The organism is Streptomyces sp. NPDC050564, assembly GCF_044457265.1.
GTDB lineage: Bacteria > Actinomycetota > Actinomycetes > Streptomycetales > Streptomycetaceae > Streptomyces.
The window spans coordinates 1-24033 of record NZ_JBITGS010000070.1; the positions used below are offsets into that span (position 1 = coordinate 1).

Below are 24033 nucleotides of genomic sequence, written 5' to 3' on the forward strand. Positions count from 1 at the left end.
CTCGGCGGGCACGGCCAGTACGTTGATCTTGACTACGCTCATGGCCTCATCCTGCCGCACGGCAGCCGGGAGGATGAGCAGCGGCTCGTGCCTGACGCGGTGGTGTGCAGGATGCCGTCGGCAACGGGACACTTCACGGCGCCCGCGGTCCCCGCATCCTGTCGCCCCACAGCCCAGCCCACAGCCCGGCCCGACTCCGGCCAGGGCCTGGCCCTGGCCGTCGCTGAGTTCGGCACGCCAGGTCTTATACGACGCACCGCTGCTGCACTGTCTGCTCGACGAACGGCCCACGCCTCTCCCGCCGAAGCCGTGGGACAAGACCTCAGCAGAATCTGCTCCCTGGCATGCCGGGCGCCGCCGCGTCCCGGCGGCGGTGCGAGGGCATGGGTGGGGGAGTTCAGCCGGCCACTGCCTCCTGCTGCGGCTCGGCTGCGGCAGGCTCTTCCGTGGCCGTGGCGGTGTAGTAGACGGATGAGCCCTGCTTGGTGCGGTGGGCGTGGCTCTTGGCGACCAGGTTTTCCAGGGTGGTGCGCACGACCGTGGTCTTGATGTTGCGGTCGGGGTGGGCCTGGGTGAGTGCGGCGCAGATTTCGGCGGCGGAGCGCGGCTCGCTCTGCTGTCCGAGGTGGCCGCGGATCAGGTCGACGAGGGTCGGCTTGGCGGTTGTCGTGGATGCCTGCGCGGGCGAGGCCTGGGTGCCGGTCTTCTTGGGCGCCTTCTTCTTGGCACCCGTGGCGGCGGCCTTCTTCGGCTTGCTCTGCCTGGGGGCGGCGGATGCCTGGTGCGGCACGGCCGGCGCGGCTGTGGTGTCCGTGGTGTCCGTCTTGGTGGCGGGGCGTGCGCCGCCCAGTGCCTGCTGCACGTTCACCAGCACGGTGTGGTCGTGCTGCAGGGCATGCAACTGCTCCTGCAGGGCCTCGATGTCCGCAGCGATACGTTCCTGCTCCTTGGTATTGCTCTCAAGGTCGCCCGTCACCTGGGCGAGGTACTGCGAGGTCAACTCAGTGGTGTGGGTCTGGCTTTCAGACATGACATGGGCCTTTCTTTTGTGGTCCGCGGGCACGGCGGTGAAAGGGAGGGACGTGTCCGCGAACGGATGGAGCCGGATGGAGCCGGATGGAGAGTGTGTCTTGTCGGTGATGGCCGGTCTACCCGCAGGACACAACTGCCGCGGCCTGCGGAAGTGTAGAGATAGTACGCACGAGTGGAACCGGATGGTCCTTGTCTTGTCGGTTGATGCTTGACGTGGTGGCTCCACCGGATGCTTGACACCGGCTTGCCGCGGCCTTGGCTGTGCGCGTCTGATCGGCGCGTGCAGGAAGGTTGCGGGCCGCGCCGGTGAAGTTGAGGTGTCACGGCAGCCGGTGCACTCCTGTGGCCGATTTCCGAGCAGCGGCTCCCCCGCGGCGGGGTGGCCGAGTGCTCCACGTGCTCAACGAGCATGTGCCGTGCACGTCACCCTGCTCAGCTGCCCAGCCCGTGCCGGCTTCGGCCTGCGGACCTCTGCAAGGTGGCCGTCCGGTGGTGTGTGACGCGCTGATGAGTTGGACGGCGCCCCTGTTCTCGGTGACGCGGCGAGGTGACAGGACTCCTGCGGCCGCAGACCGCAGGGCTTTTGGTGCTCATGGTGCCGGCTTCGTGTTCAGGGTGCCGGCCAAGGGAGCAACGGTGCGTGGGATGAGGTAGGGGAGCAACCCGGTGTCGTGGCCGGACGGGCGGCTGGAAGACTGGATGCCTGTGACACACTTTGATCTTGCTCGCCGTATCCATGCTGCCTCCCATCTGACCGGGCAGTTCACGCTTCGGTCCGGACGCAGTGCCACGGAGTACTTCGACAAGTACCGGTTCGAGGGCGACCCGGTCCTGCTGGACGAGATCGCCCGGCGGATGGCCCCGCTGGTGCCCTCAGGCACCGAGGTGCTGGCCGGCCTGGAGATGGGCGGCATCCCGGTGGTGACCGCGCTCGGCCGGCACACGGGTCTGCCCTGCGCGTTCGTGCGTAAGCAGGCCAAGCCGTATGGCACGTGCCGCCTTGCCGAGGGCGCCGAGGTCACGGGCCGACGGGTGCTGGTCGTTGAGGATGTGGTCACCAGCGGCGGACAGATCGTGCTGTCGACCTCGGACTTGCGTGCTCTGGGGGCTCACGTGCAGGAGGCCCTGTGCGTGATTGACCGTGAGCAAGGCGGCGCCGATACCCTCGCGGCCGAGGGCATCGCGCTGCTGTCGCTGCTGACGGCCGGGGACCTGCAGACCGCTGCCGCTTGACCGACCGGGGCCAAAGGTCACTCTGCCGCGTGCGTCCCGGTGAGAGCGACGCGGAGGGAGGACCCGCCGGCGATGCGCTTCTCCTCGGCGAACGCGGCGATGAGGGACTGCCGGGACACCTGCTCAACCGCACGTGCCTTGCCCGCATTTCGTTTCGGACAGGACCCGTTGCGGCAAGAGAGGGCGGCGGCGCCGGGGCGGGGCCGGTGATATCGCAGGGACGCAGGCGGCGCAGCACCAGCAGGGCAACTGCAGGGCACGCCGGGCACCCGGGCCGCCGCCCCAGGCGCCCGGCGTGCCCTGCCGGCGAGGAGCCCCTGCCGTTGTCCTGCGGGCGGGTTCTCGCCTTTCGGCCGGTCCGAACAAAGGGGGGCGTGCCCCAGGCGGTGGCCTGGGGCACGCCCCTCGTGGACGCGGGCAGTGGCTACTTCATCGCCTGGGCCCGCCTGTCGTGGCCGTGGCGGCCGTGGTGGCCCTAACGCCCCAGGTGACGGCCCTCGCGCCCTTCGAGACGGCCCTCGCGCTCGTCGTGGCCGCGGCGGTCGTTGCCCCAGGAGGGGGCGTGGCGGTCGTTGCCCCAGGAGGCGGTGTCGATGATGCGGCCGTGGTCGTTGGCGAGAGTGGCGGTGTCGGAGTGGCGGTCCCACACCGAGGTGCGGCGGTCCTGGTAGAGGTCGGTGGCGATGTCGCGGCCGACGCCGGTGTGGACGCGGACGGTGGAGCGGCCCTCCAGGCGGTAGTGGCGGAAGGTGTAGGTGCGGCCGTCCTCGTCGGACAGCGTCCAGCCGTCGAGGTTCACGCTGCGGTGGGAGGTGTTGGTGACGTCGACCCACTCCATGTTCAACGAGCGGTTGCTGCGGTTGTCGTGGCCAAGGGAGTGCTGCACGTCGCTGATCTCCACCTGCGCGCGGTGCAGGCGCGCGCCGTTGTCGGCGGAGGCCGACGCCGCGCCGGCGCCGGCCAGGGCGCCGGCCGCCAGGACGGCAGCGGCCAGGCGGCGGGCGGTGACAGACAGGGAAGCGGACAAGGTTGCCCCTCGTTTCGTTGCGGCAGACCCGTGTTCCGGCACGTGCGTGCCGCGGGTCCGGCGTGCCGGGTCCCGGCCGGGTGGCCGAGTGCCCGCAATCTGCCGCCACCGCCTGCCGATGTGGACGAGGCGTGAAGGGTGTTACGAATTGCCCATATTTCTGTCACTCTCGGTTGTAACGTCCATGTATGTAGTGAACGCATCAGCCGGCGCACCGACGACCTGCCCCAACCGCTTCAGCACTGACCGCACCCCGCCATCCGCCCGCACGCGCCACCCCACCACCCGCCTCCCGCACACCCGAAAGTGCGTAACAACACCGACGTCCCGGCGAGGCGGTCACCTCCTCGGGGCTGCCACGGCGACCGCTCCTGCGCGGCCCGGTGCTGTGGGGGCGCAGCGCGCCCGCCGGCCCGCAGCGACCCTGCGGCCCGCGAGGACGGCACCTTTCGGACAGGCCGGGACCGGGCGGCCAGGGGAGCCGACAGCGAGAGCTCAGGAGTTCGCGGCGCGGCATGCCTCCCACAGCGCCTCGGCCGTCGTGAACCGCTCGCTGTCCACCGCGCACGTTGCGCACCCGCGGCCGTGGTTGATGTACGACCGGTACGCGCGCTGGACCCGGGTGAACTGCCCGTTGCTGGCGACGCGCTGCATGGGGCCGAAGGCGCTGCCTCCGTCCCGGTACTCCAACCTGCTCATCACGACCGCCGTCTGCTGTGGGGGTGGTTACGGATCTCGATGTTGCAGTCGGTCGCCTTCGAGTAGTCCCCAGTGGCCACGGCCTTGGCGCCTTGCCGGGCCAGCGCCGCGCACACCCCGCAGCGTGGGGCTGGCTTCGGCTGGTCGAGTGGCAGGGGCAGGTCGATGGGTTCGTCGTCCATGGTGGTCTGCCGCGTCAACCGAATGCCTCCGCACGAAGTCGAGGGCCACCGCCCGGACCGAGCGACGCGCCGAGCAAGACCGGATCAGTGAGCCGTCCGGAACCGTCCGGGCATTCCACCCACACGCGGCCGCGCAGCGGGTACAGCACGGGCGGGCACCTCAGGGTCCAGCCGTGGGGGTGGATGGTGAGGAGGCGGATGTCGTCCATCTCGTCGTCGAGATCGAGGGGGAGGAGCCACCAGGCGCGCGCGGAGGTGACGTCCGCGAGGACCGGGCCGAGGTGGTCGGGCCCAATGCGCTTGATCGCATCCATCGACTGTCCGAGGGGCGCCTCGGCTGCCCTCCAGCGCGGGCCGGTCTCGAAGGGGGCGAGGTCCTCCGCGTCTCACAGGCGGTGTATGGCGGCGGGGCAGATGACGCAGGACAGGAGCCAGTCCTGTCCTGCCTGCCGCAGTGAAAGGGGGGGGCTGTGTGACCATGACCAGGACCGTAGGTAGTCGAGCTGCACGCGTGTGCGTCGATTGCGCGGTATTGCGCACACCGTCATGGCGGTTGTCGCGGATTGTTTACGCGAGGTTGAACTGCGTCCGCGCTCTCACGATCAGGCGGTGGGCCTGGTGGTCAAAGACCGCGGACTCGCGCATCAGTCCCTAACTGGAACCGTCCATCACATATGAAGGACGACCACCATGCCCCCGGATGGACGCCCGTTCTTGAGCGGGCATCAGGTACTTTGCCGTGCCCCCGCAAGAGCGGCCCGTTCCCGCGCGGCGCGTACCGCTGCGGACAGCGTGGCGATGTCGTAGGCGCCGTAGTGGCGGAGGCCGTTGACGAAGAACGTCGGTGTGCCCGACACACCGCTGAGATCGGCGGACTCCACATCCGCGGCGACCCGGGCGGCACCCGCGCCAGCTCGCAGGTCACTGCGGAAGCGGTCGACATCGAGACCGATCTCCTCGGCGTAGCGGAGCAGATCCTTGGGCCGCAGATCCCCCTGATGCTCCAGCAGCAGATCGTGCATCTCCCAGTAGCTGCCCTGGCGGGCCGCGGCCTCGGCGGCCTCCGCGGCCAGCTGGGCGTGGGGGTGCACATCGTTCAGCGGCAGATGCCGCCACACGTAACGCACGTCGCCGAAGTCTGCGAGCAGTTCGCGTACCACGGGCTCGGCCAGCCCGCAGTAAGGGCACTCGAAGTCGCCGTACTCCACGAGCGTCACCGGCGCGTGTAGCGGGCCGCGTACATGGTCGCGCTCCACGTCGACGGGGTCACTGAGGTCGATGATGGCTTGGCCCGTGCCCAGGAGGGCTCGGGCACGGGAAGGCCGGGGGAGGGCGCCGATCACCCAGGTGACCTGCCAGGTGAGGAGGAACGAGCAGACAACGGCGGCGAGAATGCCGATCTTCGCCTCCTCCAGCCGGGCGCCGTCGAAAGCGAGTGTGGCGATCAGCAGGGACACCGTGAAACCCACCCCGGCCAGAGTGCCGCCCGCGGTGATGGCGCCCCAGCCGACGGGTGGGTGAAGGCGTCCTCGGCTGGCGCGCGTCGTGAGCCAGGCCGCGCCGATGATGCCGAGTGGTTTGCCGAGCACATAGCCGAGGAGAATGCCGACGGTGATCGGCGAGGTGAAAGCGTGGGCCAGCTGGCTGCCGCTGATGGTGATGCCGGTGTTGGCGAGGGCGAACAGCGGCACGATCACATAGCTCGTCCAGGGGTGGAACATCTGCTGGAGCCGCTCGTTGGGTGAGAGCGTCGAGGCGATCCCGCGGCGTACGGTGCGCCCGAGTTCCGGGGTCGGCTGCTCGCGAAAGCGCCGGAACAGACGGCTGGCGTGTTCCAGATCGCGGCGCTCGGCCGGACGGGCATAGGTCAGCAGACCCATCGCGAGACCGCTCACGACCGGGTCCACGCCCGACTTCAGCAGGGCCAACCACATCGCCACACCCAGCACCACGTACAGGGAGGGAATCCGCACCCCGATGGTGCGTCGCACGACCAGGACCACCGTGAAGAGGCCGAGCGCCGTCAGCAGTGCGGGTAGGGCAATGGTCCCGCTGTAGGCGACGGCGATGACGGTCAGGGCCAGGAAATCGTCGACGACGGCGACGGTGAGGATGAAGACCCGAAGGCTGTCGGGCAGCCGTGCCCCGAAGATGGCGAGCATGCCCAGCGCGAAGGCCGTGTCCGTCGACATGGCGGTGCCCCAGCCGTGCACGGAGTCGTGGCCCGCATTGACGGCCAGGTAGACGGCGACGGGGATGAGCATACCGCTGAGTCCGGCGAGTAGCGGCAGGGTGACCCGTCGGCGTTCTCGCAACTCGCCCATGTCGAATTCGCGGCGTGCCTCCAGGCCCACTACCAAGAAGAACAGCGCCATCAGCCCGCTGTTCACCCACTCGCGCAGGTCCAGAGAGACCCCGCCCGATCCGATGCGCACCGACAACTCGGTGTCCCACAACGCTTCGTATGTGCCAGGTCCGATGTTGGCCCAGGCGAGCGCCGCGAGCGCGGCGGCGAGCAGCACCGCGGCACTGCCGGTCTCGGTCTGCAGGAAGGCACGCAAAGGGCCGCGAGCATCCTTGGCGCACAGGGTCTGGCCCGACATGGGCGAGGTCTCAGCTGGCACAGTCACTCCCTTATTTTCGCCCCGCACGTGATCCGGCACTCGGCGAAAGCCGTGGTGTCCCGCCCCGACCACCCCGTCGCACCAGCCAATTCCAGCGTCTCTGCCGGAACTTGACCCGATGAAGATCGCCAGCAGCATCCAAGGAATGGACCAGAGCCGTAACTCGCGTACATAGCCGACTGCACAGTTCCCGGCGTCGACGCCATCGCACGCACCGTCCGGCACCCGAGGGGGAGTGAACCAGACGACAGGCCCGCGGACTCCCGGCAGAACAACGCGGCGAAGCCTGAGTCCGTCGCGCGCCTGCGATGCCCCGGGGCGAGCGTGCCGGACCGACGCTACGGGCCGGCTGCAGGCGGTCGGTGAGTACGTCGAAGGCTTCGCCGGGCAGGGCCGCGAACTGCTTGAGCAGGTCCGCGCCCCAGCCTACGAGGCAGTTCCCGAGGCGAGCGAGGCCGTCAAGTGGCCGCCCCGCGTGGGCGCGCAGGCCGCCGGCCAGTCCCACCAGGAGCCGGCCCGGGAACATGCCCCTCCAGTAGTCGGAACTGTCGTCACCAGTCGCTTCCCCCGGAACCTGCATGACCGTCTCGTCGAGGCAGGCATCCCCTCGCCGCAGGCGAACAGGACCGTGGAGGTGCGTCACACGGCGGCGGCGCGACGGGCCTGCCCGCATCCCTTGCTCGCGTGGTGGGAACGGCGGTACCGAGGGCGTTCACCGACGCCGTGCACTTGGGCAACGTCATAGGCGGAGTTGTCCTGATGGTCATGGCCGTGCCTGTGGCGCTGTTCGTCCGCCACAAGGTTCACAGTCCCCGGACATCCGCCGAAGCGTAAGCGGTACGTCAACGGGGCGGTGCGAGGCGCCCACAGGACTTCTGGCCGAACAACGTCCCCTGAACAGCCGGTGTTGATCGCTGAGGACAACCATCAACACCGGCACCGCCCGCGAACTGAGCACCAGTCAAACCCGCCGCGAGCTGGCGCACCTACTGCACTGGTTCGCCTGGCGCCGCCGCGACAGCCTGACCCCACGATGAACATCAAGAACTACAGCTGCCGTCCCGGCGGGCGGCTGGGGTAGTTCCGGAGCCTTGTGGACGTGTGCGCCTCGACGACTGCCGGGTTGAGGGAACTGATCCCAGAAGGGGCGGGGGCCTTCCACGTGGGAGCGCCCCCAGCCTCGGACCATGGACAGGACCGAACCCTGTCCATAATTTCGGCTCCGCTGCCCACCTGGCGGGCAGAGCGGGGCTGTCCACGGCGACGGTGAGCATCGGCTCGGACAAGGACCACGTCAGTCACTCGGCCGCAGATCACCGCAGGTTGGGACTAGCAGCGCCCCTTTGCCGCCGGGGGGCGCCGGGCCAAGGGGATCGCGGCCCGCATCCCGTCACAAGACTGATGCCGTCGCCGGCGGCGCGACCGGACCAATCTTTTCGCGGCCGAAATGTTCTCGGCGTCTCATCGAATGAGCCGTTCGGGGATCGCCGGAAGAACCTTCTCAGCGATGTCGAGGAGAACGCCGTCGTCCGGGAGGGCTCCGGACGTGCTCCACACGGTGATGTCGCAGTAGCCGCCCCGGTCCTTACGGTCGAGGGCCACGGACAGTGTCCTGGCCAGGGGACCTTGTTCGACCGGTCCGCCGGATCCGCCACTCCCGAGATTGATCTCGAGCTTCATGGTGTGATCCGAGGAGAAGACCGCGGGCCGACCGAGAACCGTAAGCGTCTTGATGTCCTTCTCCTCCCCGAACTTCATCAGCTTCACGTACTGGTCAGTCGACAGCTCGTTGTAAGTGGCCGAGACATTCACGGTGTACGTGTCGAACGTGACCTCGGCCTCCGGCTGGGCGACCTTCCCATCAGTCAGCGGAGCGGTGTTGCTGGTGCCGGAAGCAGTGGTCGCGGTCTCTTCAGGCGTTCCGAGGAGCTTGGCCAGGTCTGGCCGGTTGAGCGCCTTGCACAGCTCTTCACCGGTCACAGGCTGGGGCGTCTCCCTGTAGGCCTTCGGCAGTTCCTCGTGTTCTCCGGCCGAACACGAGGCGGGCTGCGGGGTGCTGTCGTCGGACGGCATCACGCGTGGGGCCACCCACAACGCGGCCGCGAGTGCCCCGATCACGGCCACGGCCGCGACGGCCTGGCCCCACGCGTTAGGCTCCTTTTTCGGAGTGTCCGGGCCGGGACGCGGCCCAGCTCCGACCTGGGCCTGGGCCTGGGCGGCAACATCGACCGCCGTCCCGTCTGCGGAGGCCGCCGGGTTCGGGTTCCGGCGTGCGCGCAAGGCCCGGACCACCCCGTAGACGCGTATTGCGGTGAACACGAGGAACACCACGCCGAGACCGGCCGCGACCCGATCGTGATCGCGGACGGCGAGATACATGATGCGTACGCCGAGAACGGACCCGACCGCGATGAGCAGGGGCTCGCGGACCCAGAACGGCAGGAGACGGAGGAGGAAACCGAGCATCCGGTGATCTCATCAGGACAAGACCACATTCGCCGTGGTGGAAGCCACAGTTCCGGGCACGTGCAGGGCCTGCCGAAGCGAAAGCCGCCAAGCCGACGATCCCGAGATCGCTCCTGATCTCGCACACCCCTCTACGTCGCAGCCGCCGGAGCCATTGCCCTGGCCGCTTGCGTACTCGCCCTGGTGAGCCTCCGACGCCATCAACGAAACAGCCGAACGCCAGCCACCGGCACCACGAGCAGCGGGAGGAAGTGACCCATTCCCGATACCCGCCAGCACGCCGCAACGCAGCCACCTCCATCGCCTGCCCACGCTGCCCGCGGCTGTGCCCACCGCCGCGCGCTGCCTGACCATCGCCGGGCCGCCGACCGGACACACCCAGCTCCTCTGACGCCAAGCCGCTCCGCACTCATCCGCACTCATCCGGGTCACCGGGCGCGCGGACACCGCGGCCGGGCGGCAGGGTAGTGGTGCCGACGTCGCAGAGCACCGATCGGCATCGCCCTCCGGACCGCGGCGTCGTCCGCGTTCCCCATCCCGGACGAGGGGCCCTTGAGAGCATTCATCAGGAGGTTTCGTGCACGACAAGCCGCTCTTCAAGAGCGTCGGTGAACTGCTGCGCCGGCGGCACGGCTCCTCACGCCTCACCCGCCAGGCAGGGCCGGACGGGTTCTCCCTGGACAGCTTGAAGGTCAGCGGGTTCACCGCCGGTACGCTCAGCCCCGAGGACGAGGCGAGGCTCGCCGACGAAGTCGCCCAGCTCCTTCCCCACCACTGGGATCTCCCCACCAAGTCGGTGGAGGCGCTGACCCCGCTTGTCGACCACCTCGGTGGCCAGCGGGAGCTGATGGCCTGGCTGGACCGCCACCCCGGGCGGCCACGGCTGATCGCGCGGATCTACGTCCTTCTGGGCCATCTCGACCGGTACAGCGACGACCCCGCGGTACTTGCCGCTGTGCGGCACGCCAGAGCTCAGGACCCATACCCCATCGGCCTGCGCGGCTACCTGACGCCGCAGACCAACGATGAAACCCTGGGCGGCCTCGCCGTCCGGATCGAGGAACTCCTCGCAGACCACCGCGAAGAAGACGCCACCACACTCGCCCTGACGACCGCCGACTGGCTGCGCCGTGCGGCGCAGAACGCCGACACCCCGAACTCCGACATCCGCGAGATGGGCGAACTCATGGACCATATGCACCAGGACATCAGCGAGGCCGCCCCGCGCTCCTGACTCGGTAGCGCGACAGCAAGCGAGCGAGGCCTCGAGGATTGTCACTGGTCGAAGGGCTCCTGGCTCGCGCTTGTGCCGAGGGTCGAGCGGCCTTGGCGCTGCCGCGCCCAGCGCATCCACGCCCACACGATCACCGTGCCGGTCACCTGGTGGAACGCGGAACTCAGTGCGCGGCGCCCGCCCCGCGGCACGCTCACGGCAGCAGCAGATAGCTCAGGCCGCAACGTGATAAGCCGCGCAGCCCTGTTCTCGATGACTGCTGCAGCCGGTTGCGGCGTCGGCCTGTTGGACGTGGTCATGGTGATTCGGCGGTGGAGGCCCGGCCGGGTGTCCAGCCGGGCCTCGGTGCGCGTACGCATCGGGCGTACGCCGTACCCGGGCTGTTGGGCGCGACGAAGTGAGCCGGGGACGTGCAGGGGTGAGGGATCATCAAGTCCCTACGGGGGTCACGCCTTGGTGAGAGCCTTTCACGCGGGTGAGGCAGGCGCTCTCCCAGGCCCCGGCCACGGCGTTCACCACCGCGATCTGGTGCAGGATGCCGTCCTCTTTGTCCACCCAGTAGGGGCCGTTGCCTACCAAGGCATGCCGCGCGTCTCCCGTGCGCAGGTACTCCTGGCCCGCCAGGAGAGGATCCAGCCCACCACGTGCTGCCTGACATCCGCCATCTTGCCGTTCGGCATCGCCCTCACCGGATAACTCCCATTCGCTATAGGACTTACCTATCGAACCGTTTTGGTCAGGGCGTCCTCCCGATGGCGGCATCCGCTGCGGCATAAGAAGGACATAATGTGTGAGCATGCGCGAAATCCCGGATCTTTAGGAAGAATCGCCTTGCTGGCACGCCCCGGCCGCAACTGGCCTGGCCGGCCCCCCTCGTTCCCCGGACTCTGTGGAGATCGCCGTCGTGTCTTGTTCTCTGCACGCCCCCTTTTCAGGGCGTAGGCCCGCCCGGGTGGGCGCGATCGCGGCCGCGGCGTTGGGCGTGACCGCCGGCATGCTCGGCGGCGTGGCGCACGCCGACATCCCCGGCGCCGACGGGGTCTACACAGGCTGCTCCATCCGCAGCACCGGAGCGCTGAGGGTCATCGATTTCGAGGCCGGACAGCGGTGCCGGTCCACCGAGCTCACGATCACCTGGAACCAGACCGGCCTCGCAGGACCCGTAGGTCCAGCAGGACCCGCCGGCACCGTCAACACCACCAAAGTATTTGGGCAGGTCACCGAAGCGCCTGCGGGCGGGGCAGGACGGAGCACGGCGGTCTGTCCGGCCGGCCAGAAGGTGATCGGCGGCGGCTTCAGCCTGAACCCCGGGGAATCTGCGTATTTCGCCGATCGTCGGACCACCAATACCCAGGACGACACCTGGATCGTCGATTTCCAAAATCCAACCCCCAACGCCCTGACTGGTATTGCCATCGCGTACTGCTCGCCGTGACGGTGTAGTGATACGCAGCGTGCGGGCCGCTGCCGTTTGGGGTGCCGACTCCGGGACCGGGCGAGTCGCTCCCCGCGGAGGGCCGACCTGCACGCTTGGGGCATCTTCTGCCCGGCTGGGATACCAGTGAGCGGACACCGCCCTTACCTTCAGGCCCGACACGCCACTTCAGCGGCGGCGAGGGCAGCCAGTCCGTTCGCAACGGCATGCCGGAGGAGCGGGGTTGCGCATGCACCTGGTGCGCGCCCTGAGAAAGGGCCGAGCGGGGGACAGGGGCGTCGGAATGGAGCCTGTACGCGTAGTCGTCGCACGGGCCCGATGGGCCGGGTCCGGGGTATGCGATCGCGCCGAGACTGGTGCTGACGTCGGCTCATGCCATGCCACCGGCCGGCGCTGCGGTGTCGCTGTTCCGCCCCGGAAGCCCGGACCGCTGGAACGGGACCTTGGTCTGGCGCGGCGAACCCGGCCGCGCGCCACCGGGGGCCTGTTGACGATGCTGGAGTCGGTGCTCGAGGTTCTGGAGGATGAGTTCAGGTGGGCGCGGAAGCGCGTGATCCATGCAGAACGGTGCCGGCTGGGCGTGCGCGTCGAGGATGAGCAGACGTGGAGCGGCTCTGGTTGACGCATTGCACTGAACGGCTGCTGGTGCGGGCGACGCAATGTGATCCTGGCAGGCGCGCACCAGCATCGGGATTGCGTAGCCGCGGTCCGGCACTGCTGCGCAGCCGTAATACCGCCCGGTGCGCAACTACGGCTGGCATCACGGCCAACCCGGGTACAGCGGCGAACTCTGCGCCAGGCACTGCCTCGCCGTCGCTGCGATCGCCGCCGGCTGCCGCGTGCCCCCACTGTTGGTCTGCGCAGCCCTGCTGCACGACGATCAACCGTTCTTTCCGGTGTTGGCCGAACCGATCGCGCGGCTGGCGGTCGACTTCACGGTCCGAAGAAGGCGCACAGGGTCGCGTGGGCCGACGCCCCGAGCCGCGGTGCAATCTCGACGACGCGGATCTGCGGCCCTTGCCCTGCGGACCGGTCATCGTCCGTCCCCGACCGTTCTGGCCGAACGGGCGGTTCGTTAAGGGCTGTTCGAGCAGCGCGGCCGTGACACCCACGACCACCCGGGCGAGTCGTCCCGGGGCTCGCGCGGGTGACCGCTGCGGCGCGGGAATGGTGTGTGCGCCGGTGGTGTGCGCCCCTTGTGCTCCCGCCGATGGAAGGGATCTTCGCTGCTGTGGGGGCGTGTGCGGGTGTGGATGTCAGCATCGTCGGTTATGACGATGGCGCATCCGGCCGGCCTTGCGGCGTTCAAGCCCGACACCTGTGGCGGTGGCCCACTCGACTGGAGCCCGATCGCGTCGGCGGGAGCGCTGAGCGCGTTCTGCGGGATCTTTGCGGGTTTCGTGTTCGCGGGCATCGTGGTGGTGATCGGGGAGAAGAACCCGGCGGGAGGCGATGGGCATGCCTCCCGTGGGCTGCGACTGCTGCTGCCGTGTTTCTTCGGTCTGGCAGTGGCCTCGTATCTGTATTCGCTGATTTCGGGGGAGTTGGTGTGCCTGCGCGCGCTGACCGAGCAACTGTTCGCAGGGGCGATCCTGGCTGCCGATGCGATTGTGGTGATCGTCGCCCTGGCCTGGCTGCTGCCGGCGTTCCGGCGCAATCAGCACGGTGAGGTTTCCTTCTTCCGCGGACTGATCCTGTTCGCGGCCCAGTTCTCGATGCTGATGCTGATCGTCTCGTCGGTCGGCTTCACCAACGGGGTGCTGCTTCACCGGGCGGCCGGGTGGTCCGACGCCATGGTGTGGCTCAGCGGTCTCGCCCTGATGCTGCTGGTATGGGCGTGCTGGCACCGGGCGCCCGCGTCGGCGCCGCAAGGCGCCGGACCCGACTGGCGGGACGAGGTCTTCCTGAACAAGTGGGCGACCGTCAGCGCGTGGACCACGCTCGCACTTGGCGGACTCCTCGCCGTGGCCAGCGCCGCCACCGTCGGTCTGCCGTACGACTGGTGGGACGCGATGGACGCCCCTGTGGTCTACATCCTGGGGGAGAGCGCCCTGGTGGTTCCTGGAGTCATGGTCGCGGTCGCGATGCGCGCTCTGCCGCGCGCATGACTGCCTCCGCACAGGCGTGCGCGACAGATCGGCGTGCACACAGCGCAGCGGTATGGGTCCGCCGCCTGCCGCAGGATCTGACGGTGGTTGTCGTGGGAGTCCACCTCGCGGTTCGGCCCGGGCGCGCACGCGGCTCCGGCACCGCGGCGTACAACGGGCGCTGCTCGACATCGCCTCCCATCAGGACGCGGCCGTCACCTGCATCGAGGTGTCAGCACAACCTGGCAAGGTCTGGCCACCAGTTCGAGTGCTCGCTGACCACCGTGCGCAAAGCGGGGCTGTGGTTCACCACATACCGGCAGAAGGAAATCCAGTCCTCGGTCGACTCGTTCTGAGGGATGCGTCGTGTCGCCTGAATCCCGCTGTCCAGCACGTCGGCGAACATGTCAGCGAACAGCAACACACGTTCACGCTCCATGCCACGCCGGGGACAGGGTCTGCCCTCGTAGAAGTACGCTCTCATGCCCGGGTAGTCCAGCATCTTGAAGTGGATGTCCCGAAGGCCCGTCAGGGCAGGATCCAGCGACCGCGTCCCCGCCATGTTGTTGGCCGTCCGTACCTGCTCGGACACGGCTCTCGTCTGGAAAGCCAAGAACACCAACGACACAATCAGCCCTGCAAGCCCACCGATTGCCGTCACCGTGGTTATCACGAGGCCCCCTCCGTCGTGAACCAGAAGCATGCCCCGATGCCAGCCAGTCGCACCGCTCTGACGGCCTGGGCCAGGGACCTGGAACTCATAGCCACGTGCGTGAGAGAGGCGAGGCGGCCGTGGCCCCGCCCGCCACTGTCAGGAACCAGGCAGCGGAGCCCGGGTGCTGGCCCGCTGGGCTAGTAGCTCGTTCTCCTCGACGCTCGCGCCGCCGCCGGTGTCCTCGCTCACGAACCGCCGGGCCTGCTCAAGCCTCTCAGGTCAGTGCCCCTGCACCAGCTGCCCGAGAGTGAAGACAGCCCCGTACGGGTGTGGGATTGAACTGGGCCTCGCCCTTCAGGGATGAATCAGTGGGGTGCATGAGAAAGTGCCGGCCCTGCGGAGCAGGGGGCGCGCCTTGGCCTTCGTCGACCCGTAACGGGGGCACTTCCTGTGCCGGACCCGCAGCCTGTTGAAGCAGTGGGGTTCAAGGCTGGACCGGAAGCAGGAGCCAGGTGCCCTCGCCCGCTACCCGTAACTGCCTTGAGACGGCGGCGCCGAGACAAGCCCCTGGGCGGATCCCGCGCACCACCAGGTGACGGCGGCACCGCATCGGGCTGATGGATCTTGACTCGGTCTCGGAGTCCGGCAGCCTGGACGGTGCCGCCGTCACCTGGTGGGGTGCAGGGGTTGGGGCGGAGCGTCGGCCTGCTGGAGCTCGGTGAGGAGCTGGTTCTGGCCGGTGAGGAGCTCGGTGAGGATACGGCGGGCGGCACGCAGGAGTTCGGCGACGTCTCCTCCGGCGAGCGCGTAGCGGACGGTGGAGCCTTCCCGCATGGATACGACGATGCCGGAGCGCCGCAGGACGGCCAGCTGTTGCGACAGGCTGGACGGCTCGATCTCGATGTCGGCCAGCAGGTCCCGTACGGACACCGGCCCGTGCTGGAGGAGTTCCAGCACCCTGATGCGTACGGGGTGACCGAGCATGCGGAAGAACTCCGCCTTGACCTGGTAGAGGGGGGCCTGCATGGATGCTCGCTCCTGGTCGGATGGGTGGGATTGCGGCCGCCGCGATGCGGCGGCGTCCGAGGACACCGCCGCACCACAGACCGCCCTCGGATGTCGATCCTTCACGCCTGGGGCACGGCAGGAACGCACATTGGCACCATGCTGATGTGGTGACTTGAAGAAGTCTTCACATGATGGGCAGGCGTGGCCACCGGCGTCCTCAGGCGGGTTAGATCTCGATCGCCTCCTCCACACGCTTGAGTTGGTGGCGGGCCATCGCCAGGTTCGATCGGGCCTTGTCGAGGACGAGGTAGAGGAACAGCCCGTTGCCGGTACGACCGGCTACCAGGCGGATCAGGTGGTACTGGCGGTCCAGCGTGATCAGGATGTCCTCGATCCGGCCCTTGAGACCCAGCTGCTCCATGGTGCGGACCTTGGCCCGGATGACATCCGTGTTGCCGGCCGCGGCGACGGTCAGGTCCAGGTCCTTGTTCCCGCCGAGCGTGCCCAGCGCCATTCCGCTGGTGTAGTCGACGACGGCGGCTCCCAGGGCTCCCTCGACCCCGGCCATCATCTCCTTCAGCGACACTTCCACACTCGCCACAGCGCCTCCCTTTTGCGTGCCGTTGACTGCGCGGGCCGGTGCTGGCGACCCGCCTCGGTGTCCGGACCGTAAGCACGCCGCCATCACGTCTGGGGGAACTCTTTGGGACTGACCTGTGACGACCGAACAACGGCGCGACCGGACCGTTCGGTGGACCGGAAGTGCCGTGACCGGCCATGAAGTTGACGCCGGAACCTCGGTCCGTGGCCCGTCGGGGGCGTGGGGCGTGTTGTGGTACGAGCCTGGTGGCCTGTCAGAATCTGGTGCCTGCTGACGAGCGGCGGGGATGAGGCGTGGGGGAAGAAAACCGGTCAGCAACAGGGCGGTGTGGCGAGCTTTGGGGATCGGTCGGCACACCTCGGGCTTCTCCGCGTCGGCTTCGCCGCCGCGCCCAGCCGGAGCAGAACGGGGCGGGGGAGGAGAACCCCGGCTGGAAGTTGTGCAGTTGTGGCGGCCGCCCCGTGTCCTTGGTCGCCCTCGTACCCGCTCGTGCTCCGTCAGCGGCACGATGCCAACTCCGTGCGACGCCGCCGTGCCGGCGCGCGAGTTCTGCAGCCGGGCCACGGCGGTATGTGCTCACCGCGCGCAGCGCCTCCGACACCGGCCTTCACCGGCATCGCCGCAGCCTTGACCTGCCACTGCCACCTCACCCGGACGGATGGGCGAAACCGCTCGGTGTGAAGTGGCTCCGACGGCGCTGACCTACACGCGCCGGCGGCGCGGCATTCGGCTTTGACACAATCCGCTCCGAGCGGTCCTGCACCTCATCCAGGTCTGCCCATGCGACGATCCACCGCTGACTGCCGGTCAGGAAGCCCTCGACCGGGCCGAGATCGCCGGAAGGCATGTAGGCCCCGCGGAACGGCGACTCCCGCGCCGGCACCGAACCGGTCGCGTAACTGCCCGGACGTTCTGGTCGTGCCGTGGGCCCCGTGCCTTGTGCAGTGCGGCGGCCCCCGCGCGGCGGCCGGCCGGGTGGGGATGAGGAGGCGTGAGGCTGCACGGCCAGGGGGCGGGGAAGGCGGGCTCGTCCAGCGGTGGGGCGCTGGCGCCGGAAGCGTGAAGTGCCGTCAGCTGTAGCGGGGTTGGTGTCCGCTGCGTCTCGTGGCGGTGGTTGCCGGTGGGAGCTGGGAGTGGTGCCGCACCGAAGTGTCGGCCGGATGTGCTGCGGCTCGTGCCGGGCCGAGGCTGGCTTTGCGGCGTTGCGGTTCGCGTCCTCGTGCAGGTCTCAGAGGCTGTGTGACAGTGCTTTTCTGTCCGGCTTCCGGGTGGGAACAGAGGCTGCTCGAAAGAGGCTTGTCAGGGTGCGAGACGGCCGTCCCTGACGGCACGGATAAATATGCTCCAGGCCGGGGCGGACACATGCGCCAGCAGGAGAGAGGAAGTTGTCGAATCGCGAATGAGGATTTCGCCTCCGAGAAGCCTCACCTCAAGACAATTGCCCTGAGCCCCTCCGCTGTGTGTGCTTTTTCGCCAGGGGGTTCCGCCCTTGCCAGACGCTTTCACTCAGCACCTCCCGTGTCGGACGCGGACAGTTGTCGATCCTGGAAGATCGTCTTCCGCTGTTGCGGAGCGCGCTTTCCCTGGACCTGCAGAAGATTCAAATCGCTTAAGTATCCGCAGCACGGTGCCGGTGGGCCAGACGCGGAGCATCAGCCGCGGGACTGATGAATCGTGATGTGTAGTGACATAAGCGTCCCTTTGGGTGCTCCTGTCTGTCTTTTGACTGAAAACCGATCGCCTCGGCGCGTGAAGGGGTGCGGAGTATGAGGGGAGACGGTGCAGGGTCCGTGCCGTGGGAACCGGGGGAGTGCGCCGCGGTGGTGTTCGGCGTGCCGGGTCAGTCCATCCCCCATTCGTGGCGCAGTGCCGCTTGAGCCTTCTTGAGTGTGCGGGTGAGGTGGTCTGCGGCGCGCGCCTGCTCCCCGGCCTGGGCGAAGAGGGCATGCCACAGGTGCAGGGAGCGCGGTTGGGCCGGGTTGTTGAGCTCGGCGAGTGTCGGCAGGAGGTGGGCGCTGACGGCGTCCAGGCCGGCGGCGAGGCTGGTCAATGCCGCAGGCAGCCGTCCGGGCGCGTAGGTGGCGTACTGCTCTGCGGCCTTCTTCAGCTGGATGAGGTCGGCCGTCTCGGGATCGTCGGTGTGGAGTCTGCGTCGGCGTATCTCGTACTCGATCCGGCCCGCCGAGACGAGGAGATCGTCGATCCGCTGGTAGTGAGCCGTCCAGGCGGTCCGGTTGGCGATCTTCCTGTCCCGCAGCTCCCGTTCCGCGTGGTGGGCTATCCGCCGGGCCTCGGCATCGGCGCGGTCCTGCCGCCTGTCGCGCCGGCGGTGGACGAGCGACGTGCGCGCCGTCAGGAGAGTGACACCCGCGCTGACACCAGCGGCCGCCAGGCTCGACACCAGGGCGAGATACCACGGCAGGGTGCCGGCCGCCTGAGGCTCGGAGCTGTCGGCCACGGCGACGGCAGGACTGCTCTGGGAGATCAGCAGCACCGCGGCCAGCGCGACGACCGCACTGGCCCTGAGGGCGCCCCGCGCCCCGGGCGGACCGCCGCGGAACGGGGCTGTTCGGGGGCGGGTGGATCGCAGCGTGGGACCGCGCGTCCCCTGAGCGCTAGACTGCACGACGAACCCTCCTGTCTGAGTTGTATGCAACGGTTGGAGCGGTTTGCGATGGGGAGCCCTCGGCGGTGCTTGCCGGCTAGGCCGAGACGGCTCCCTTTCGTCTTTCTCACGTCATTGCGAAGGTGGCGGTCACCCTCTCGATGAACTCCGGCGAAATCTCTACGGCGTAGTCCCCTTCGACGATCCAGAAGTCCTGCAGATAGTCCGAGGGCTTCCTCTGGTCCGTCATCGGCGCCTTCTCGCTGAGAATCAGGCTGCCGTCCGGGTTTTCCAGGTAGGCGACGATGTCATCATTCGCATCGGAGAACTCGAAGATGACGTAGGGCGAGCGGAAGCGCGGATAGATGCCCCGGGAGAACGGCACCACCATGATGTTCACGTGCGGGAGTTCGTTCAGTTCCAGCAGGCGCTGAAGCTGCGCGTGCATCACCGCCTCGTTGCCCACGACGCGGCGTGTGGCAGTCTCGTCCAGGATGAAGAAGAACTGCCGGTCCCGGATCTCCAGGGCCCGCTTCTGACGCTCCATCCGCAGATTGACCCACATGTCCTGCTGGCCGTCGGAGTCATCGATGAGCACCTGGGCGTACTCCCGGGTCTGCAGCAGCCCGGGGATCAGGTTGGACTCGAAGTTGCGGATGACGGAGGCTGACGTCTCGTACCCCAGGTACGACGAGAAACTCGACGTCATCGTCCTGCTGTAGCGCGCCCACCAGGGCTGCTTGCGGGACGTCAGGACCATCTCGGTCAACTCGTCGATCTGCTGCTGGTCGGTGATCTCATAGAACTGCAGGAGAGCCCTGAGATCGGTGACGGAGATCCCCACATCACCGGCTTCCATCCGGATGACCTTCGAGATGGACCAGACCAGGGCGTCGACCACGTCCTTCTGGGTCTTCCCGGCGGCCTCACGGATCGCGCGGAGCCTGCGACTCAGTCTCCGCTTCGCGAATTGCGGATCTTGGTCGGCCACGATGCTTCCTCTCCATCTGACTACAGGTGGGCAGCGACCTCTCCATCAGTACGGCATCTGTATGCGACTCGCAATCTGCGACCACCGATACGATAGCCAGTCAGATGCTTTCAGCCGTCTGCTAGTTCGTCATCTGCTACCTGTCACTCAACCATAGGGCACGAACCGTTCCGGCCGAAACACCGCCCATCAATCAGATACAGGCGGTGAAAAGAAGCATCACCGGGGCGTGGGGCGCCACCACATGCGCCACCACATGCGCGGCGGGGAAAACGAGACCGCGCCCCACCGCCGGCAGTCACCCGGCCGAACCGTCAGGCCCCGGCACTGCCGCGGACCACACAGCCACCGCCCTGCATACACCCGCCCCTGCTGCAGCAGCGACTCCCCACGCACGTGTCCTCGATTCACCCAGGGCGCGCCCCCGGCCCGCTGAGGCCGCAACACGGCGAGTGTGGGGTCGCAGGGCCCCAGACAGGTGAGTGCGTCCGTCGGGAGGCAAGAACGGGACGTGCGCTTCGCGGACTTCGGCCCCTGCTACTACCGCACCACAGCCCGCAGCGGCTGACCGGGACGCGGCCGGTCTCCGCGCAGGACGCGCGCCCAAGCCCCCTTCTTCGGCCAGAAGACACCGGACCGCACCGGCCACGGCTTTCCGATGACGCCCCCGCCCTTGCCTCACTCGTACGGGGGGTGGCCCATTCAGGACAGAACTTCCTTGATGGCTGTTTGACACCGCCATGGCCAGCTTCCACGCTGGTGTATAAGTGAATGATTCGCCCAAAGGGAGATGATCGTGGCGATAAGCATCCGAAAGTACACCCGACACCTCGTCGGCGCGTCTTGCGCTGCTGCGCTGCTCGCCGGAACGGTGGGTGTGGCGAGCGCCGAGGCGCTGCCGCTGACCACTGTGGAGGCGCCGAGAGCGGCGCCACACGGGGACTGCACGGGTTACCACTACGACCAGGATCGCAACCGCATCTGGGATCCGGCGGGCTGCACCCCGCCATGAAGTGAGGCAGCCACCACCGGTCTCGCGCTTTCACCAAACCCCGGCACTGTCACCATTGGCGTTCATGACGTCACTCAGTGTGTTGTTCGAGGCCTGATGACACATGCGCCGAGGGCAACCGTTGCACGGGTCGGCTTGTACCGGTTACGCGATCTCCTCCGTTCCGGGTGGCTGCACGGGTGGGCGTGGTCCTCACCTGCGGACGCCCTCAGAAGGTGATCACCGACACCGAATCCGAGCCCTTGTTGGCCACGTAGACCTGGCGCTCAGCGGGGGACACCGCCACCCCCTCCGGGGAGTTGCCGACGGGGATGCCGTCTGCGATGTGGTTCGTCGCGGGGTCGATCTCCGACACCGAATCCGATTTCCCGTTGGCCACGTAGACCTGGTGTCCGTCCGGGGACACCACCACCCCTGTTGGCCGCTTCTCGACGGGGATGGGGCTGCCGACGGTGCGGTTCGTTGCGGTGTCGATCACCGATACCGAGTCGGAGCTGAAGTTGGTCACGTAGACCTGGTGTCCGTCCGGGGACACCGCCACCCCTGTTGGCCGCTTCTCGACGGGGATGGGGCTGCCGACGGTGCGGTTCGTTGCGGTGTCGATCACCGATACCGAGGCCGGCTTCATGCTGGTCACGTAGACCCGGCGTCCGTCCAGGGAGATAGCCACCCCCGACGGGAAGCGGCCGACGGGGATGGGGCTGCCCATGGTGCGGTTGGTCGCAGGGTCGATCACTGACACCGAACCCGATTTCCCGTTGGCCACGTAGACCCGTCCGTCCCGGGACACCGCCACCCCCTCCGGGGTGTCGCCGACGGGGATGGGGCTGCCGACGGTGCGGTTCTTCGTTGCGTCGATCACCGATACCGAGGCCGAGTCATTGTTGGTCACGTAGACCCGGCGTCCGTCCGGGGACACTGCCACTCCCGACGGGGAGTCGCCGACGGGGATGGGGTTGTCCACGGTGCGGTTCGTCGAGGTATCGATCACCGACACAGAGTCCGAGCTGAAGTTGGTCACGTAGACCCGGCGTCCGTCCGGGGACACCGCCACTCCCGCCGGGGAGTTGCCCACCTGGATCGAGGACAGTTCGGGTTGGGAGGAGGGGGTCTGTGTCAGGTAGATGCCGCCGCCTACCGCGGCCAGCGCCGCTACCACCCCCGCGATGAGCCTGGCTCGTCGGTGTCCGGGCCGCTGCGGGCGGGGCCGGGGCGGGGCCTCGTCACCTTTGCGTGGCAGCGGTCCCCGGGGCGGGCCGACCGGTTCCGCCGGCTCGGCAGGCCCCATGCGCTCGGTCGGCGGGGCCGATTCCTGAGGGGGCGGCGGATTCGAGGCGGGGGGCCGCTTGGACGGCGGCACCCCCGGTGAGGGAGCCGGTTGCTGCAAAGGGGGCGGGTGCGGCCGGGTGGCGAAGGAGGCGAGCCACTGGGCGGCCTCATCGCCGCCCATTCTCTGCGCAGGGTCCTTGGCCAGCAGCCCGAGGAGGACCGGGGTCAGCCCGGCTGCCCGGCGCGGCGGGGTGGGAGGCTCGAACTGCAGGGCGTTCAGCGTGGCGAGGGCGGAGTCGCGGTCGAAGGGGCCGGTCCCCTCGAGCGCGAAATACAGGGTGGCGCCGAGCGAGAACAGGTCGGCGGCCGGGGTCGGTGCCTCGCTGCGGATCCGTTCCGGGGCCATGTAGCGCACCGTCCCGACGATCTCCGAGGAGGCGGTCAGGCGGGCCTCTCCAGAGCCCGGCTCCAGCGCGATGCCGTAGTCGGTCAGCAGCACCTGGCCGCCCTCCGTAGGAGAGGAGTGCTGCGGGCCGGGGTCGGTCAGCAGGATGTTGGCCGGCTTGACGTCCCGGTGCAGGACGCCGAGCCGGTGGCCCTCCAGCAGGGCGTCGAGCACCGCCAGCCCGATCCGGGCGACGTCGGCGGGCGGTAGCGGCCCCCGCTCCTGCACCACCGCCTCCAGGTCCATAGCGCCGGGGACGAAGTCCATGACGATCCACGGCAGGCCGTCGTCCTCCACGATGTCGTGCACGGTGACGACATGGGGGTTGTTGCGCAGCCGGGCAGCGTGCCGCGCTTCGCAGCGGGCCCTCGCGATCCGGGTGCCCACCTCGCGTTCCGGGACGTCCGCCGGCAGGATGATCTCCTTGAGCGCAACCTCGCACGCCAGTTCCTGGTCGTAAGCCAGCCACACCCGACCCCAGCCGCCGGCGCCGAGCCGGCGCAGGAGCCGGTAGCGCCCGGTGATCACGCGCCGCGCCGCCTCGTTCGCTCCTGTCATGGCTCCCTCTTCCAGGATGGGCCAGCAGGGCTCTTCGGTAAGCGGTAAAAGGCTTCCCTCCACGTATCGCATATCACTCAAAGAGTGGCAACTCGCCCATTGATTCGCGGCTCGATTAGGACATGTGCTCGATTATTTGGGTAAGCGGGATAAGCGGGACATCCGTGTCGGTGGATGGGTCTTTACGCAGCGACTCTGCTCTGTGCGGGGAGAGAACACCGCGCCTGGGTTGAGCCGTCCAGTTCGACGGACACACAACAAGGCCCAGACGGCTGGCAGTCCGGGAGCCGAGGGGTCTGTTACCAGGATGAGCGGTCGGTGGCAGGAGCGGAGTGCGAGCCCGACCAGGAGGCCCTTGCCCGATGCGCTGGTCGTGATCTGACCCGTCAGGGCGAGTAGTTCCTCGAACTCGGCCTGCGGCAGTTGCACGGCCTTGGTGCTTCCCGGCCGCAGGATGAGGTGTCGCTTTCCGAACGGTGTCGCAACGAGCCGGTGCACGCCGTTTTCCCTTCGCCGAGGGAAGAGGGTGGTGGTCTCGGGGACCCGGGCGCGGGAGAGGGGAGCACGCCGTGGGGTAAGGGCCATCGTTGCCCGCCGCGCCGGGAGTGGTTCTGCCCGATGGCCCACGCCCGACGTCATCGAGGTCACCGGGCAGGCCCACGCGGGCTCTTGCAGGTTGTTCAGCAGCTCGCTGAAGTCGACGGCTCGCAAGGAGCTCAGCCGGCAGACCAGTTGTGAGGCGAGGAAGGTGGCCAGGTTCGGGTGCCCGCAGGGCAGGGGGTTGGGAACTGTTGTGGTAACCGTCAGCGTCATTCAGTCTTCATCAGCATGTGTCTGCCGTGGTGGATGTCTGGTGCGCCAGGCGTCGAG

At 68.4% G+C, this 24033-nt stretch carries 21 protein-coding genes; 5 read left to right on the plus strand and 16 right to left on the minus strand.

Annotation, left to right across the window (positions count from 1 at the left end):
- Positions 1 to 397 precede the first annotated feature (397 nt).
- Positions 398 to 1030 carry a BlaI/MecI/CopY family transcriptional regulator gene (locus tag ACIBK0_RS49125; protein ID WP_399096147.1) on the minus strand — a complete coding sequence of 211 codons (633 nt, stop codon included), beginning with the start codon at positions 1028 to 1030 and terminating at the stop codon, positions 398 to 400.
- Between the two features lie 668 nt (positions 1031 to 1698).
- Here ACIBK0_RS49125 and pyrE point away from each other — a divergent pair.
- Positions 1699 to 2265 (plus strand): orotate phosphoribosyltransferase, encoded by a 567-nt coding sequence (gene pyrE, locus ACIBK0_RS49130; protein WP_399096150.1) that lies wholly within the window; start codon positions 1699 to 1701, stop codon positions 2263 to 2265.
- Positions 2266 to 2740: 475 nt separating this feature from the next.
- Here the strand turns inward: pyrE and ACIBK0_RS49135 are convergent, their stop codons facing one another.
- The 6 genes from ACIBK0_RS49135 to ACIBK0_RS49160 form a co-directional block, all read right to left on the minus strand.
- The gene (locus tag ACIBK0_RS49135; RefSeq protein ID WP_399096153.1) at positions 2741 to 3292 is read right to left on the minus strand and encodes a lamin tail domain-containing protein; all 552 of its coding nucleotides are present in this window, start codon (positions 3290 to 3292) and stop codon (positions 2741 to 2743) included.
- Positions 3293 to 3787: 495 nt separating this feature from the next.
- Entirely contained in the window at positions 3788 to 3991 is a 204-nt protein-coding gene (locus tag ACIBK0_RS49140) for a hypothetical protein (protein ID WP_399096156.1), read from the minus strand.
- Positions 3991 to 4191, minus strand: coding sequence for a hypothetical protein (locus ACIBK0_RS49145; RefSeq protein WP_399096159.1), 201 nt, complete (start codon positions 4189 to 4191; stop codon positions 3991 to 3993). The genes ACIBK0_RS49140 and ACIBK0_RS49145 overlap by 1 nt, the downstream gene beginning before the upstream one ends.
- Complete coding sequence (locus ACIBK0_RS49150) at positions 4188 to 4487, minus strand: hypothetical protein (RefSeq protein WP_399096162.1); 300 nt, start codon at positions 4485 to 4487, stop codon at positions 4188 to 4190. Before ACIBK0_RS49150 ends, ACIBK0_RS49145 begins: the two co-directional genes overlap by 4 nt.
- A 411-nt stretch (positions 4488 to 4898) precedes the next feature.
- Positions 4899 to 6776, minus strand: a complete 1878-nt coding sequence (gene nhaA, locus ACIBK0_RS49155; RefSeq protein WP_399096208.1) for a Na+/H+ antiporter NhaA — start codon at positions 6774 to 6776, stop codon at positions 4899 to 4901.
- Positions 6777 to 8258: 1482 nt separating this feature from the next.
- Entirely contained in the window at positions 8259 to 9263 is a 1005-nt protein-coding gene (locus ACIBK0_RS49160; RefSeq protein ID WP_399096165.1) for a DUF6215 domain-containing protein, read from the minus strand.
- A gap of 577 nt (positions 9264 to 9840) precedes the next feature.
- Here ACIBK0_RS49160 and ACIBK0_RS49165 point away from each other — a divergent pair.
- Positions 9841 to 10497, plus strand: coding sequence for a hypothetical protein (locus ACIBK0_RS49165; RefSeq protein WP_399096169.1), 657 nt, complete (start codon positions 9841 to 9843; stop codon positions 10495 to 10497).
- A gap of 41 nt (positions 10498 to 10538) precedes the next feature.
- On the opposite strand, the gene ACIBK0_RS49170 is transcribed toward ACIBK0_RS49165, so the two are convergent.
- The gene (locus tag ACIBK0_RS49170; RefSeq protein ID WP_399096172.1) at positions 10539 to 10694 is read right to left on the minus strand and encodes a hypothetical protein; all 156 of its coding nucleotides are present in this window, start codon (positions 10692 to 10694) and stop codon (positions 10539 to 10541) included.
- Between the two features lie 232 nt (positions 10695 to 10926).
- Positions 10927 to 11295 (minus strand): hypothetical protein, encoded by a 369-nt coding sequence (locus ACIBK0_RS49175; protein WP_399096175.1) that lies wholly within the window; start codon positions 11293 to 11295, stop codon positions 10927 to 10929.
- A 154-nt stretch (positions 11296 to 11449) separates the two neighbouring features.
- Here ACIBK0_RS49175 and ACIBK0_RS49180 point away from each other — a divergent pair, with 154 nt between their 5' ends.
- Positions 11450 to 11932, plus strand: a complete 483-nt coding sequence (locus ACIBK0_RS49180) for a hypothetical protein (protein ID WP_399096178.1) — start codon at positions 11450 to 11452, stop codon at positions 11930 to 11932.
- Between the two features lie 1271 nt (positions 11933 to 13203).
- Positions 13204 to 14040, plus strand: coding sequence for a hypothetical protein (locus tag ACIBK0_RS49185; RefSeq protein WP_399096181.1), 837 nt, complete (start codon positions 13204 to 13206; stop codon positions 14038 to 14040).
- 211 nt (positions 14041 to 14251) lie between these two features.
- On the opposite strand, the gene ACIBK0_RS49190 is transcribed toward ACIBK0_RS49185, so the two are convergent.
- From ACIBK0_RS49190 to ACIBK0_RS49215, 6 genes are all read right to left on the minus strand, one after another.
- Complete coding sequence (locus ACIBK0_RS49190) at positions 14252 to 14722, minus strand: hypothetical protein (protein ID WP_399096184.1); 471 nt, start codon at positions 14720 to 14722, stop codon at positions 14252 to 14254.
- 618 nt (positions 14723 to 15340) lie between these two features.
- Positions 15341 to 15700, minus strand: coding sequence for an ArsR/SmtB family transcription factor (locus ACIBK0_RS49195; RefSeq protein ID WP_399096187.1), 360 nt, complete (start codon positions 15698 to 15700; stop codon positions 15341 to 15343).
- A gap of 208 nt (positions 15701 to 15908) precedes the next feature.
- Positions 15909 to 16283 (minus strand): hypothetical protein, encoded by a 375-nt coding sequence (locus ACIBK0_RS49200; protein WP_399096190.1) that lies wholly within the window; start codon positions 16281 to 16283, stop codon positions 15909 to 15911.
- Between the two features lie 1299 nt (positions 16284 to 17582).
- The gene (locus ACIBK0_RS49205) at positions 17583 to 17789 is read right to left on the minus strand and encodes a DUF397 domain-containing protein (protein ID WP_399096193.1); all 207 of its coding nucleotides are present in this window, start codon (positions 17787 to 17789) and stop codon (positions 17583 to 17585) included.
- 334 nt (positions 17790 to 18123) lie between these two features.
- A complete protein-coding gene (locus ACIBK0_RS49210) occupies positions 18124 to 18909 on the minus strand; it encodes a hypothetical protein (RefSeq protein WP_399096196.1) in 786 nt (261 codons plus the stop codon).
- 106 nt (positions 18910 to 19015) lie between these two features.
- Complete coding sequence (locus ACIBK0_RS49215) at positions 19016 to 19879, minus strand: helix-turn-helix domain-containing protein (RefSeq protein ID WP_399096199.1); 864 nt, start codon at positions 19877 to 19879, stop codon at positions 19016 to 19018.
- 796 nt (positions 19880 to 20675) lie between these two features.
- Here ACIBK0_RS49215 and ACIBK0_RS49220 point away from each other — a divergent pair.
- The gene (locus tag ACIBK0_RS49220) at positions 20676 to 20891 is read left to right on the plus strand and encodes a hypothetical protein (RefSeq protein ID WP_399096202.1); all 216 of its coding nucleotides are present in this window, start codon (positions 20676 to 20678) and stop codon (positions 20889 to 20891) included.
- A gap of 208 nt (positions 20892 to 21099) precedes the next feature.
- Here the strand turns inward: ACIBK0_RS49220 and ACIBK0_RS49225 are convergent, their stop codons facing one another.
- Complete coding sequence (locus tag ACIBK0_RS49225; RefSeq protein WP_399096205.1) at positions 21100 to 23163, minus strand: beta-propeller fold lactonase family protein; 2064 nt, start codon at positions 23161 to 23163, stop codon at positions 21100 to 21102.
- Between the last annotated feature and the right edge of the window lie 870 nt (positions 23164 to 24033).

Bases quoted from the DNA above. Each gene is read 5' to 3' on its own strand.
- ACIBK0_RS49175 (WP_399096175.1), bottom strand. From the start codon at position 11,295: ATGCTCACACATTATGTCCTTCTTATGCCGCAGCGGATGCCGCCATCG.
- ACIBK0_RS49125 (WP_399096147.1), bottom strand. From the start codon at position 1,030: ATGTCTGAAAGCCAGACCCACACCACTGAGTTGACCTCGCAGTACCTC.
- ACIBK0_RS49185 (WP_399096181.1), top strand. From the start codon at position 13,204: ATGACGATGGCGCATCCGGCCGGCCTTGCGGCGTTCAAGCCCGACACC.
- nhaA (WP_399096208.1), bottom strand. From the start codon at position 6,776: ATGTCGGGCCAGACCCTGTGCGCCAAGGATGCTCGCGGCCCTTTGCGT.
- ACIBK0_RS49140 (WP_399096156.1), bottom strand. From the start codon at position 3,991: ATGAGCAGGTTGGAGTACCGGGACGGAGGCAGCGCCTTCGGCCCCATG.
- ACIBK0_RS49225 (WP_399096205.1), bottom strand. From the start codon at position 23,163: ATGACAGGAGCGAACGAGGCGGCGCGGCGCGTGATCACCGGGCGCTAC.
- ACIBK0_RS49190 (WP_399096184.1), bottom strand. From the start codon at position 14,722: ATGCTTCTGGTTCACGACGGAGGGGGCCTCGTGATAACCACGGTGACG.
- ACIBK0_RS49195 (WP_399096187.1), bottom strand. From the start codon at position 15,700: ATGCAGGCCCCCCTCTACCAGGTCAAGGCGGAGTTCTTCCGCATGCTC.
- ACIBK0_RS49150 (WP_399096162.1), bottom strand. From the start codon at position 4,487: ATGGATGCGATCAAGCGCATTGGGCCCGACCACCTCGGCCCGGTCCTC.
- ACIBK0_RS49160 (WP_399096165.1), bottom strand. From the start codon at position 9,263: ATGCTCGGTTTCCTCCTCCGTCTCCTGCCGTTCTGGGTCCGCGAGCCC.